Below are 12,419 nucleotides of genomic sequence, written 5' to 3'. Positions count from 1 at the left end.
CCCTCATTTCCCGGTAGTGGTAGTAGAACTGGAAGAAGCCGCCGTGGTCCCTACGGAATCCACGCTGGTCAGATTCTTGTAGTATTTCGGCGCCCCGATGCCTTCCAGCTTCATGGAGAAGGTAGCCACATCGTCATGGGGCGTTTCGTCGCTCAGTTCGGTAATGGAGTACCAGTTCCGGTCTGCCGTCTTGTTCTTGCTGTCGTACCGGCAGATATCAACCGGTTCACCGGCGTTGAAGGCATCCCGCAGGGCCTGGTAGGCTTCGTCCCCGCCTACGATGTTCCCTTCCACGCTCAGTTCAGAAGTCTTGATGCCAGGATACTTCTCACCCCAGCCGCCGCTGGTCTTGTCGCTGGCGTCGATGGAGTCAGCGCTCAGATCCAGGTCGCCGGATTTCTGGCCACCGATCATGGCCCATTTGGGAGCAGCTTCCGTAGCGCTTTCCCCGAAATTCAGGTATACCAGTACATATTTGCCTTCCAGCTTGGTGTGTACCGCCGCCAGTTTGGCACGAACTTTATCTGCCATTCTTATTCCTCCTTACATACATGCTTTCACAAGGTATTCCAGGACTGCTGTGCCCGGGTTTCGCCCCCTTTGGCCCTGGGCAATCCCGAAAGTGATGGACGCAACATGCCCGTCCATGAAATCTGCCTCGTTCAGTACCTTACGGACCTTTCGGGAGAGGGTTTCCAGCCGTCTTTCCGTCTGATCAGGCACAACGATATAGATCATGAAGGTGATCACGCCTTCCTCGTCCTCTTTATCCTGGCCGGAAAAGGTTACTTTGTCCGCCGCAATGGTTCCCTCTGTCTCATTGGAAAGAGCCGGCCCCTTCACTTCCTCATTCCAGGGGATTTCCGGGACCGCTTCCTCCAGGAGCTCACAGATGGCAGCCGAATAATCGTCTATCCCCGGTAAATATTCACCGTTTTCGTCCATGGGCTTCCTCCTCTTTCCGTTTCTCCACCGTTAAAGTCCGATGCTGTAAGATCTTTCAAGAGGCTCTTCGCCTGATCGTCATACAGCTTGTACTTCCGTTCATAAATGTCATCCTGCCGGCTGCCGGAATAGCTGCCAATCTGTACCGTGGGATCAGTCCCCACCAGTTCCAGGCAGCAGGCCCGGCAGGCTTCCACAATCCCGTACCGCTTCAGCAGGTTGCTGGGTACGATGGCAGCCTCGTCCACCCCGTAGGTAGCTGCCAGCCGCACAATTGTTTCATTAGCCAGTGCCAGGTTCCCGGCCGTGACCCGTCCTTTCAGGATGGCGTCCGTAATGTCTTCTGCTTTGATCAGATCCATAAAATCACCCCATCCCCAGTTTCTCGGCTGCCTTCTTGAACCGGCTGATGATAGCCGGCTTTTCCTTGTCGAAGGCATTGAAGATGAACGGATCTGCCTGGATGCCTTTCACCTGGGAGCGTTTGGCGAACACGAACTGACCGCCCTCGGACCATCGCAGCACCGTCTTGCTCCGTGGCACGATGGTATGAGAACGGGTGCCCTGGTGCTGGTAAACGGCATGGGGCAGAGCCGTGTAGACCGTTCCCGCCAGGTGGTCGCCGCTCCCTTCCACAGTTGTATGGATGGAGCCTTCGGCCTGGCCGGTCCGGGAGATGAACTTATGTTCCTCCCGGGCTCGTTCCTGCACATCCCGTACCGAAATGTCCATGGCTTCCCGCAGCTGCTTCTGGACTTCTCCCGGCGCCTGCCTCAGCTTCTTGCTTAAGGCATCAGCCCGGAACGATACCCTGACCATGATCAGGGCGTAACGATTTCAGCCTTGGGGTTGGTGTTCAGGGTCACCAGAGCTTTCGGTTGCACCACCAGGGACCCATAGACCAGAAGGCCACGGACTGCATCGCTGAAGTCTTTTTCCAGCCGCAGGGATTCCGTCTTGATGATCTGGGTGGCCATGGAAATCGCTGCATTGGTACCGGCCATAACGGACGTGGTATCAGTGGATTTCACATAGGCCAGGTTGTTGGATTCATAGATCTGGAAGCCAGCTGCAGAACCCACGTTGCCGGTGGTCAGACGGCTTTCCGCCGCTGCGCTGCCGGTACCAACGAAACGCTGGTCCTTCTGCAGCAGTCCATACAGCCAGGGCGGGATCACCAGCCAGCGGCCGATCCGGGGCACGTTGTTTTCGTCCAGCTTGGTGCCCATCTTCACGATGGTTTCGTAAGCCTGTTCCGGGGCTTCCATGTCCTTCAGGGTCAGGATGGTGCCGGCTTCCTTGGCGTGGCCGGCTACCCGCTGGTCGATTACATCACGCAGGGCGTAGGAGGCCCGTTCCAGGCTCCGGTCCATCAGGTCGATGTTGGCCTGGGCAGCGTCCACGTCGTTCACCTTCAGGGCGAAGTATTTCTGCTGGTCGATGACCAGTTCAGTGGGGGTGCCGTCGGTGTCGTCATACACCAAATCAGTGCCTTTCTTATAATCCTTGATGGTTACGTCAGCGATCTGGTTGATCTTCACCCGGTCGCCCAGGTTCTTGATTTCGCCTTCATAGTCCCGGTTCACCAGGTTGCCCAGGACCAGGTTCTTGTCCAGGTGGGCCAGCAGACGTGCGGACCACAGGGCAGGGATAAAAGTAGAAATTGCCATTTCAATCATCCTTTCATAGAATCTTTGATTTCATTCCAGTGTGCGTTGATCTCAGCCGGCGTCATGCCTTTCAGATCATCAGGGGTATACACCTTTTTCGGATTGCCAGCGCTGCCGCTTCCGGCGCCGCCTGCTGCCGTGTTCTTCACAGCCCAGGGGTTGGTCGTCAGCCAGTCCTTCACACCTTCGTCGATAGACACGGCCTTGTCCCCTACCTTCATGCTCAGGGAATCATCATTGCCTACTTCCACCTTGTCCTCCAGGAGCTTGATGAAAGCTTCCGGATTTAGTGCATTCCCTTTGGCCAGGGCGGCCTGCAGTGCAGAATGCATTGCCGTGTTGATGCGCTTCGTGTGTTCAGCTTTGGCTTTTTCTTCGGATGCAGCATACTTATCCGTCAGCTCCTTCACTTGGTCCTGCAGGGCGGTGATCTGACTGCCCAGGGTTTCCGGGTTACCTGTCTTTTTCAGGGCTTCCAGAGTCGTTCGCAGGTTGTTCAGGGCCGCTTCGGGGTTCTCGCTGCCACGGAGGCCAAGGGCGTCCAGCACCTTGTTCCGTTCCACCCGGTTGGCGGCTGCTTCGTTCCGGGCACCGGTGATGATGGCCTGCAGATCCGCCACCATGGCACCACCGTTTTCCACCCCGCCAAGGGCGGCAAAGATTTGATCAAGGGTATACATATCGTTTCCTCCTGCCCGCCTGGGGCAATTGATTTATATAGACCGGCGCCTGGCCGATGCTATCAGGGTAATAAAAAAGCAGGCCCATAAGGTCTGCACAGGGTAATGTATGGGTTATTGGTTGGAATCGAAGTCGAAGGGGACAAAGTCGCTCCGCTGGATTTCATATTCCAGCACCACTTCCCCATCCTCCTTCGTGATGGCCACATCATTTTCCACGTAGGATTCCAGGGTGTGGCCATTAAATACCCGGGTCTGGTAGCAGGTGGGGTTCCGGTCCGTGATCTCGGTGCCAGGGTCTCCTACGATTTCCCGAATGTCGGCGGCAAAGGCCGTCCCCGTAATACCGGCCACCAGGGCCATCGTCATCGCAATCGCTTTCAGGTTCTTCATTTTTGTTCTCCTCTCTTTTCAATGCATAAAAATAGCAGGCCGGATGGTCTGCTGAAAAACTATCTGATTTTAGGTATAAGAAAAGCCCGCTGCCGGAGCAGGGGGCTTCTATCTATTCTTGTTTTGTAGAAACTTTGGAATTTCAAAACAATTACTTTCACGAAAGTAAGATTTACATTTTTCACATTGAACTTTTAAGCTCATCAATGTTTCATCAAATAAAACCCTTATATGTCCTCCACATTCTGGACATTTAAGTTGCTCGATTTCATCTCTGCTTCCCTCAAAAACGACATCCTCAACCTTATCCCAATCATTCATATTCCCACCCCTTAAAAGCAAAGAACCTTTCAATCACGGCATTGATATATTTATGCCGTCTTGCCTCACTAGCATTTTCAAGTCGAGAAAATTTAACTGCTTTATCCGCTTTCAAGCCAATTCTGGCTTCTAACTCCTCATGAATCAATGTATCAATTAATTCATTCTTCCCCTCTTTGAATTGTTTCCCTATTTCCATTGACTTTATTTTTCGAAATCCAAGTGGTGATATTGAAATTGTGGTTTTGCCTGGGCTTTTTATTCTTGAATTGTAAGTGGGCTTGCTAGAAAATCTAATTCCTGATAATTCTTTAGATAAAATATTATCAATTTCGTCCTGTGTTGTTGGGAATTTTCCAGCTCTTAGTTTATCTACACTTATTATACTACTTTTAAGAGTATGAACCAATTCTTTAAAGCGAGAATAAGAGGATGTAACCCCAATATTTCTTGCCTTCTCCATCCACCCGGCTCTTCCGGCTTTCCACTCCTGTTCGCCTTTCATCCCCAGAATGGCCTGGCGGATGTGCAGCGGCTGCCGTTTCAGCCAGGCATTGCCCCGGCCCTCCACGTTGTCAGACCGCTTTTTTCCCTTCAGCTCGCTGGCGTACACCGGTGCGTAATGGCACAGGCAATGGGGATGGGCTGGATTCACCGGAGCCTGGTCTTTAGGGAAAACTCCTGCCCCCAGGCCATACAGATCCGCATGGGCGTACATGTCGCAGATGTCCTCTGCCGGATGCCGGCTTCCCAGCTTCCACTGGTAGGCCACAACGCTGTCATCCTCCCCGTAGCGGGCAAGGAAAGCATCATAACGGGCTCTGGCGGCTTCTGTCCGGGCAATCCGTTCTGCAACGTACCGGCTCTTTTCCTCTATGGCCACCTGGAGGGCTTTCTCAGCGGCTTTTTCACTCCCCTGGTCTAACTTATCGAACAGGTTGTTTAAAGCCGTTCTGAAGTGATTGTAGGTGGCTCTGTCATCCACCAGATCATCCGCCTGGTATTTCACCTTACGGATGGCCCGCTGTAGGTCTTTCAGCTCTTCCTGGGAAAGGTTCTCCCGGCTTCTCCGGGTCCACCGGGTCAGTTCATCCAGGTACTGGGGCAGCTGCTGTTCCCTGACTACATGGCCACTTTTGTAGCCATCGTAGAGGGCCTGGGCGGTGTCCTTCACCGTCTTGTTCAGGTGGATCTGTTTCCGCACCGTGGTGATCACGTCGTTTAGCATGGTGTTGCTGGCACCGTGGATCTTCTCCGACAGGGTCAGCCCGCTGCCGTCCCAGGGATTGGACAGGGCTTCCAGCAGGGCAGCCGCAGGAAGGTCTTTGGCCAGTTCCTGCCCCAGGGCATCCTGGGCCGTGCCAACGATCACGCTGGACACATTGGCCTGCAGCCATTCCTCCACGCCGTATTCCTTGAATACCTGGCGGATGGCTTCCTCCGGGCTCTTGCCCTGTTTCATGAGAATCTCAATGCGGGCCTTCATCATCTGGCCCTGGAATCCATATCGTTTGGAAAAGGCTTTCAGCTGCCGCTGCAGTTCGTCCATGGTTCACCTACTCTTCCGGTGGTTCCTCTTCGTCCTCTGGTTCAGGCGGCTCCGGGGGTTCAGCCGGCTGGGGTGGCTCGTTATAAGCCGGCTCTGTCTCCTGCTTTTCAATGTCGGTAATGATGGCATCAAACCGGTCAGCAGGCAGCTCCGGCACATAAGCTGTCAGTACCTGTTTGGCCACCTCCACCTTGATTTTGTTGGTCAGCTGCATATCCAGGACGGCCTGGGCGTTCTTCAGCTCCGTGGCCACGTCCGTGATGCCGAAGTCATTGGAGTAGGTCGCCGTGTATTCCAGGTCCAGGCCCATCCATTTGGCCACCAGGGCCAGAATCTTCTTTTCCGCCGCCGCACATCGCTTGGCAAAAGCAGAAAGGCGCTGGTTTGTCCGTTCGAACTCCCACTGCCGGCTGATGCCGCTGGCCTCCTGTTTGGTCGTGGTGGAGAACGTCAGCCCGGAAATCCGGTACATCTCTTCCACCATGTTCTTGATCTGGCTCTGAATCAGCGCAGCCGGATCGCTGGGCGGGGAAATGAACCCGGGCTGGAACCGCACCGTGTCCCCGTCGTAGCAAAGAGCGTTGTTGTTCCCGATAATCAGGTCAGAAGCTTCCTTGCTGGGAAAAGTCAAAAGCGGGAATGTCTGGTTCCGCAGGATTTCCGTCAGCCAGGAGCAGTGATTGTACAGGCTGCAGGCGATCCCGGCGATAGGGTACAGCTCCGGTGTGGGATTCAGCTCGCCGTTCTTCACGTGCTGGCTGGGGAACCACACTACCGGGACCTCTCCCAGATTGTGATCACCGGAAGAAACCATCTGGCCATTCTCGTAGACCGCCCAGCGCCGGGTGTCAAAGTACACCGTCCGTTCCTTGTCGTCGCCCATGGTGCTGCTCACCGCCGTATCCCGGAACTTGATGGACAGCACCCGGCCGTTCTTGTCGATACTCACGCCTTCCACCCGGTCCGGGTCCAGGGTGTACGCATAAGGAAATTTCCGCTGGGCCAGGGCTTCACCCATGGAAGCCGGCAGGTCCATGGCCTGAAAGTTCTCCACCACGATGAAAACAGCTCCGTACAGTTTGGCCGACAGGGCCGCAGCCTGCATAAAGCTGTCCATGTCATTCCCGGCTCCGTCCACATCTTCCAGGAACGCCTCTGCCACCGGGCTGGCCGTTCCGGTCCAATCCCGCAGCGGCCGCCGCTTGAAGATGGGATTCACCAGGGCGTTCACGATCAAGGAAAAATGGTTCAGGTAATACGCCGTCTGCTGACGGTCCCGGTAGTTCTGTTCGGTTTCCCTCTTGTGTGGGATCAGGTACGCACCCCGGTAGCCTCCGTCCCCATAGTAGGAGTCCCGCATCAGCCGGTACATGTTGCCGGTGGGGCTCAAATAAAAATCTCGTTCGCTCATAATCTCCCTCAGTAATCAAATCTGGCCGAACGGATGGTTGTCCGTACCGGCATCACGCCGCTGCAGCCATAGCGCACAGCGTCGATGGCATGGTTGTCTTTGTCCGGGTAGGCGCTGATGTACTGCCCCAGCCGGTTCCGTTCGTATTCGTAGGTCATGAATTCCCGGTAGGTGTTGGGGCACCGGCGCTTGTCAATGTAGATGTGCCGCAGGCCCTGCAGCCATTTGATGCCATATTCCACACTGTCGGGTCCTTTGGCCGCCCCGATGATGTTCATGCCCAGGGAGCGCATTTCCTTGATGGACTTGGGTTCCGCCGAATCACAGCGGACCAGCTCCTGGGGCAGGATGATCTTGCTGATCCTGGCCACAGCCTGGGGATTGGTCAGCTTCTGTTCATAGATCTCTCCCCAGATATACAAATCTTCGTGTTTGGCGTCGAAATGCATGGCCACAAAGGCCAGGGGGTCCACAGCAAACCCGAAGTCCAGGCCGAACAGACGATGATCAAACTGGCCTAGAGCTTCATCAGTCAAAGGCAAGTCCTCCACGTTCTCGAAGACTGCCCCGCCGGTGCCGGTCACTTCTCCCAGGTACTCATGACGGTAGGCTGTTTCATTCCGCTCCTTGAGCTTTCCAGCTTCCTGGAGGAACTGTTCCCCCAGCCATTCTGGTGGCACCTGAAGATAGGTGGAGCGGTGCACCAGCCGGTCAGGATCATCCACCAGGATCTCCTCATTCACCCAGTTACTCCGACTTTTGGGCGGGTTGTACGTGCAGAACACCCAGTAACGGGGCCCTCCACGCAGTAGGGACTGGCACAGGTTGCGGATTTCCTCCATGCCGCTGAACTGGTCCAGCTCTTCCAGCCAGACGATGCCCACATAACCGAAAGGCAGCTTGATGGATTTAACCTTCATGGGGTCATCGCAGCCCAGGAAAAGGATTTTCTGGCCAGTCCCCTTCAGGGTGATTTCCGGCGGCGTCATCTTGTACTTGAATCGGTCGATGATCTGCAGCTGTTCGATGCCCCACTGGATCTGCGGGTACACGCTGTTCTTAATGGTCCCGCCCACTTTCCGCAGGACCACAGCATGACACTCCGGATGCTGCAGCATCAGCAGGGGGATTTCCATGCCCACGAAGGACGATTTGGTGGAGCCCCGCCCGCCGGCCAGCCAGTAGTAGGTATGGCCGTGCTGCTGGGCATCCCAGAATACAGGGTCGAAAGCCGGCCCCATGCTGTCTGCCACATTCACCTTCATGGTCATTTCTCCCTTTCGAACGTGAATTCCACCTGTTCAGAAGGTTCGTCCTCCTGCAGGTCTTTTTCGGCCAGCTTCTCTTTGATCTCGATTTCCCGTTCACGCAGTCGCAGCTCTTTTTCCTTCAGCTTCACCGCCGGGCTCTCTTTCATCAACTCCAGCACCAGCTGGCTCATAAGGGCATTGCCCCGGATCATGGCCAGCACCATGCCGTTTGTCATGGCCTCCCCGATGGTGATCTTTCCATCCTGGGATTTGGCTGCCGTCATGAAAGCCTTGCGGACTCCCGGGTCCTCGATATCGCACAGCCGGATGTTCCAGGCTCCTGCCAGGATTTCCTTGATGGCCTTCCGGCGGCGCCGTGCCGCACCGCTCTTGATGCCACCTTTTTTGGCAATTTCCTTTTGTTCGTCTTTTGTTCGCCGGTTCAAAGGAATCAAATCTTCTCGGGCCATCTACATCTTCACCACCGTCCTCAAAATGGATTAAAAAAGCACCTTTTCAGGTGCCGGTCATAAGCTATATGGTTCCTCCCACGAAAAAAGCGCCCTTGGCGGGGCGCTTCCTCCGGTTCTACATATCTTAAAAGGAGGTGTTAATGAACTGGACTGCTTTCCGCAAATCCATGATATCAGTATAGCACGATTTCCTAAGAAAAAGTGGGATAAAAACGGGACAAAAGCGGGATAAAAACGGGATTGGTTCTCACAGTTCCACCAGGTTCAGCCGTGTCTGTGTGGGCGCTGCTTTCGGCCCGTACTCCATGCCGGTCATCTTCCGCAACCCGTCCCGGAATTTCCGCCGGCACCAGCTTTCGTCATGGCAGGTATCCAGGGCGATCTGTTTCCATTGCTGGTGATTGATGCCCCGCAGCCGGATCATCTGACGTTCAGCCCCTTCCAGGGCGTCCATATGATCATCCAGGGCTTTCAGTACGGCTTTCTTCTTCTGGTATTCCGCTTTCAGCCGTTGCAGCCGGCTTTCCAGGATTTCTTTCTGCTGGTAGGCCACTTCTTCCGGTGAAGGCTTGTCCCACCCGCCGCCAAAGCTGTCATAGCCAAACCGGGTAGTCTTGGGTGCCGCTTCCAGCCGAAGCTGGCCGGCGATTTCCCTGATCTGGGCTTCCAGCGTATTCACCCTGGCGGTCCAGATGTTGTAGTTTCGAAGCCTGTCCCGGATGATGTTCTCCCACTCGTTGTAGTACATGGTCCCCACCTCCTGTCATAGTTTCACAAGCACACCTTTCAGCACGTCTTCAGTGCTTTTGAACTCTTCCCGGGTGCTGCTCAGCCGCTGGATGGCCTGCAGCAGAATCTGTCTGATGTCTTCGTCATTGGTATCTGGTCGGATTTTAGCCGCCAGATAGGAAAATTCCGTTTCAGCACACCCGGTCTTGTCTCCCAGGTTTTGCAAAATTCCTTTTACCTGCAGATTCATGATAGTTCCTCCTTTATACTCCTACGAGTAGCATATACAATACCGTAACATCAAGCAGAATCAGCCACATGGCCAGCAATATCAGCGTGACAAGGGCCAAAATTGGAAACCATTTCATTAGTACATGCCTCCCAGCCAGGCCAGCTCATTCATGAGGGTTCTGCCATATTTATGCAGCATCTGGCTGTCATTCTTGTATGCTGCCTTGTCCGGCCCAGAAAGGATTCTCATGCCGAATTTCTCATCCTTTACCAGCGTTGCCCCATTCCGGCGAACACGCTGCAGAGCCTCATACAGCTCCTGCGGCTCTGTGCTGGCCCAGCAAAATAGGTCCATCCACCATGCTGTATCCGGTTTATCTTTGCAAGGATCTTCAATCACCAGGCCAAAATCAGACCAGGCCGCATTGTCAAGGGCGGCCTCGACTTCTTCCACGCTGTAGACTACCATGCCGATAGCCCCCAGCCGGCGGATTACATGCAGGAATTGAATTTGCTCCGGTGTTGGTTTGTTGGGCTTCACCTTGCATTCAATAGCAAAGAATTTTCCGGAACGGGGGATGAATCCAAAGAGATCCGAAAATCCTTTGGGGAGGCCGGTGTCAAACCACCGGCCATCCGCCATTTTTATCTTGCCCACGTTTGCCCGGAACACCAGGCAGCCACGCTTGCTGACGGCCTCTTCGATCCGGTGCATCAGGTCAGTTTCGTTGTTCATAGTAACCCCCTTCGTTGATAACGATAATTATCCCGCCTGGAACCAGTTTTAACTCCAGAACGTCTTTATCGAGGAAGTCGTTTACCTGCCAATACTTTAACGTATCCACTTCTAACATTGCTGTTTGCAGTTTTGGATTTTCACTTAAAGTTTCTGCACTTTCAAAACCAACAAACCCGTTTCCATTAATAGATAATAAATCCAGCACTTCCTTAACCTTCATCCTTGTTGCCTCCCTCTCGCATTATTGAACCAGTTCCCTGTATGGATACCCATCTTACTGGCCGCATACTGATATTTCGACGGTATCGGAATATGCAGCTCAAGCGCTTTATGCAGGCTCCACCCCAGCTTGTAGTGTTTCCCCTTGCGGAAAAATTCAAGCTGCTGCCAGGTCGTTGCCTTGCGATAATCACTGTACGGGGATTCTTTGATTTCTTCCAGAGTCACGCCATCCAGTTCTTCCTGTTCCGCCCTGGGGGCTCGCTCATCTTCGAACAAATGACCACAAAATGGACATTTAATCTGCCCTAGGCCAGGTGCTGGAATGAATACGTGATAACAGATCGGGCATTGCCGTGTAGTGGTTTCTGCCTTCTTCTTTTTCTTCTTTTCTGCCAGGCTCCAGTCGTGATCATCGTCTGGAAAACCATGACGGGTGTAGTTCCCCACGTGATCCAGGATGATGGCCTCTTTGTTTGGATCCGCCGGATTGATTCTCATAGGCCGCATGGCCTGCTGGATGAACAGTGTCAGGGATTTTGTAGGCCGGAGCAGCTGCACAGCCTCGCAGTCCGGCACGTCGAAGCCTTCACCGAACAGGTCCACATTGCACAGTACCAGGATTTTTCCCTCCCGGAATTCCTGTACGATCCTGTCCCGCTCTGCCTTTGGCGTTTCTCCGTCCAGGTGTGCTGCGGGGATTCCATGAGACTGGAACGCTTCAGCAGTAGCACGGCTGGTCTTGATACTGGCACAGTAGACAATGGTCTTCTTGCCCTTTGCCTGCTGCAGCCAGGAAGCTACCGTGTCGCCAAAAATCGTCCCCTTGTCCATCAGCTTGGCAATCTCTTTCTGATCATAATCACCATGACTGGTCCGGATCCCTTTCACATCCGTCAGCGGAACGCTGTACAGGTGATAGGGAGCCAGGTAGTGATTCTGGATCAGCCACTTCGTAGATACCGATTCTGCCAGCTGCTGGAACACTTTGCCCAGCCCGCCGGTTCCCATCCGCTGTGGGGTGGCGGTAAAGCCAACAACCGTTGCCTGGGGAAAATAATCGAAAATCCGGAGGTAGCCGGCTGCCAGTGCATGATGGGCTTCGTCCACAATGATGAGAGAAGGCGGCGTAGTCCGGGCAAGGGTCTTCATCCGGCTTACGGTCTGTACCATGGACACAGAGCACAGAAACGGATTTACGCCCTGCCGATCCATGGTCCGTTTGATCTGGTTAACCAGCTCCTTGCGGTGGACCAGGAACAGCACCCGGTTGCCTTTATCGGTGGCTGCCTTGGCAATGGTAGCGATGATCACGGATTTCCCGCCTCCACATCCCAGGACGGCACACACACGGTGGCAGCCTTCACAGATTGCCTGGCGGATCTTATTCACCAGATCTTTTTGATACGGCCTTAGTTCCATTCATCATTACCTCGATACACTTTGATTCTGCCAGGAGCTGACTGCCAGCTCTGACCATGCAGGCACCAGTAAAATTCAGCTGCCGGATGATGGTTATCATGGCAGCGTCATCACCTTGACGCTTCTGATGTGCCATCCGGTCAGCCATTGCCTGCAGTAGTTCCAGGTCATCTTTCCGGTAATGGATAGATGCCAGGGCATTATGGATAGCATGCCCAGTCCTCTGAATCGTCATTTTATCCATTTTTTACACTCACTTTCGTTGAAATTTCCTACCTTCCTACCTTTTGAAAATCAAAGGTAGGAACTCGAAACCCGCATCACATCAAGTTCGACATCGTTTTTCCTACCTCCTACCTTTTCCAGATACAGCTATATAAAAATAAT

General features: G+C 54.0%; 18 protein-coding genes. All 18 read right to left on the bottom strand.

Features of this window, described 5'->3' with window-relative positions:
- Window positions 1-3 precede the first annotated feature (3 nt).
- The 18 genes from BQ5462_RS06840 to BQ5462_RS06760 all read right to left on the bottom strand — a co-directional run bounded on the left by BQ5462_RS06840 (window position 4) and on the right by BQ5462_RS06760 (window position 12,276).
- The gene (locus BQ5462_RS06840) at window positions 4-531 is read right to left on the bottom strand and encodes a phage tail tube protein (protein WP_235819597.1); all 528 of its coding nucleotides are present in this window, start codon (window positions 529-531) and stop codon (window positions 4-6) included.
- A gap of 12 nt (window positions 532-543) precedes the next feature.
- The gene (locus tag BQ5462_RS06835; RefSeq protein ID WP_071142619.1) at window positions 544-945 is read right to left on the bottom strand and encodes a hypothetical protein; all 402 of its coding nucleotides are present in this window, start codon (window positions 943-945) and stop codon (window positions 544-546) included.
- The gene (locus BQ5462_RS06830) at window positions 912-1,307 is read right to left on the bottom strand and encodes a hypothetical protein (protein WP_071142618.1); all 396 of its coding nucleotides are present in this window, start codon (window positions 1,305-1,307) and stop codon (window positions 912-914) included. The genes BQ5462_RS06835 and BQ5462_RS06830 overlap by 34 nt, the downstream gene beginning before the upstream one ends.
- A 4-nt stretch (window positions 1,308-1,311) precedes the next feature.
- Window positions 1,312-1,764, bottom strand: a complete 453-nt coding sequence (locus tag BQ5462_RS06825) for a hypothetical protein (RefSeq protein WP_071142617.1) — start codon at window positions 1,762-1,764, stop codon at window positions 1,312-1,314.
- A gap of 2 nt (window positions 1,765-1,766) precedes the next feature.
- A complete protein-coding gene (locus BQ5462_RS06820; RefSeq protein ID WP_071142616.1) occupies window positions 1,767-2,615 on the bottom strand; it encodes a phage major capsid protein in 849 nt (282 codons plus the stop codon).
- Window positions 2,616-2,620: 5 nt separating this feature from the next.
- Window positions 2,621-3,295, bottom strand: coding sequence for a phage scaffolding protein (locus BQ5462_RS06815; protein WP_071142615.1), 675 nt, complete (start codon window positions 3,293-3,295; stop codon window positions 2,621-2,623).
- A gap of 114 nt (window positions 3,296-3,409) precedes the next feature.
- The gene (locus BQ5462_RS06810) at window positions 3,410-3,688 is read right to left on the bottom strand and encodes a hypothetical protein (RefSeq protein WP_071142614.1); all 279 of its coding nucleotides are present in this window, start codon (window positions 3,686-3,688) and stop codon (window positions 3,410-3,412) included.
- Between the two features lie 108 nt (window positions 3,689-3,796).
- On the bottom strand, window positions 3,797-4,009 hold the full coding sequence (locus BQ5462_RS11160) for a hypothetical protein (RefSeq protein WP_143038030.1): 213 nt from the start codon (window positions 4,007-4,009) through the stop codon (window positions 3,797-3,799).
- Window positions 4,002-5,558 carry a hypothetical protein gene (locus BQ5462_RS06805; protein ID WP_235819595.1) on the bottom strand — a complete coding sequence of 519 codons (1,557 nt, stop codon included), beginning with the start codon at window positions 5,556-5,558 and terminating at the stop codon, window positions 4,002-4,004. The genes BQ5462_RS11160 and BQ5462_RS06805 overlap by 8 nt, the downstream gene beginning before the upstream one ends.
- A 7-nt stretch (window positions 5,559-5,565) precedes the next feature.
- Window positions 5,566-6,969, bottom strand: coding sequence for a phage portal protein (locus BQ5462_RS06800; protein ID WP_071142613.1), 1,404 nt, complete (start codon window positions 6,967-6,969; stop codon window positions 5,566-5,568).
- 8 nt (window positions 6,970-6,977) lie between these two features.
- Window positions 6,978-8,234, bottom strand: coding sequence for a PBSX family phage terminase large subunit (locus BQ5462_RS06795; RefSeq protein ID WP_071142612.1), 1,257 nt, complete (start codon window positions 8,232-8,234; stop codon window positions 6,978-6,980).
- Window positions 8,235-8,236: 2 nt separating this feature from the next.
- Window positions 8,237-8,665 (bottom strand): hypothetical protein, encoded by a 429-nt coding sequence (locus BQ5462_RS06790; protein WP_235819594.1) that lies wholly within the window; start codon window positions 8,663-8,665, stop codon window positions 8,237-8,239.
- Between the two features lie 274 nt (window positions 8,666-8,939).
- Entirely contained in the window at window positions 8,940-9,440 is a 501-nt protein-coding gene (locus BQ5462_RS06785; RefSeq protein WP_235819592.1) for a hypothetical protein, read from the bottom strand.
- A gap of 15 nt (window positions 9,441-9,455) precedes the next feature.
- A complete protein-coding gene (locus tag BQ5462_RS06780) occupies window positions 9,456-9,671 on the bottom strand; it encodes a hypothetical protein (protein WP_071142610.1) in 216 nt (71 codons plus the stop codon).
- Window positions 9,672-9,788: 117 nt separating this feature from the next.
- On the bottom strand, window positions 9,789-10,388 hold the full coding sequence (locus tag BQ5462_RS06775; RefSeq protein ID WP_071142609.1) for a VRR-NUC domain-containing protein: 600 nt from the start codon (window positions 10,386-10,388) through the stop codon (window positions 9,789-9,791).
- Complete coding sequence (locus tag BQ5462_RS06770) at window positions 10,372-10,611, bottom strand: hypothetical protein (protein WP_071142608.1); 240 nt, start codon at window positions 10,609-10,611, stop codon at window positions 10,372-10,374. The genes BQ5462_RS06775 and BQ5462_RS06770 overlap by 17 nt, the downstream gene beginning before the upstream one ends.
- Entirely contained in the window at window positions 10,608-12,032 is a 1,425-nt protein-coding gene (locus tag BQ5462_RS06765) for a DEAD/DEAH box helicase (RefSeq protein WP_076978297.1), read from the bottom strand. The genes BQ5462_RS06770 and BQ5462_RS06765 overlap by 4 nt, the downstream gene beginning before the upstream one ends.
- Entirely contained in the window at window positions 11,995-12,276 is a 282-nt protein-coding gene (locus BQ5462_RS06760; RefSeq protein ID WP_071142606.1) for a hypothetical protein, read from the bottom strand. Before BQ5462_RS06760 ends, BQ5462_RS06765 begins: the two co-directional genes overlap by 38 nt.
- Window positions 12,277-12,419: the final 143 nt, after the last annotated feature.

This window comes from Acidaminococcus timonensis, from assembly GCF_900106585.1.
Classification (GTDB): domain Bacteria; phylum Bacillota; class Negativicutes; order Acidaminococcales; family Acidaminococcaceae; genus Acidaminococcus; species Acidaminococcus timonensis.
Note: the sequence above shows the minus strand (reverse complement) of the source record. Positions and strands in the feature narration are given on the sequence as shown.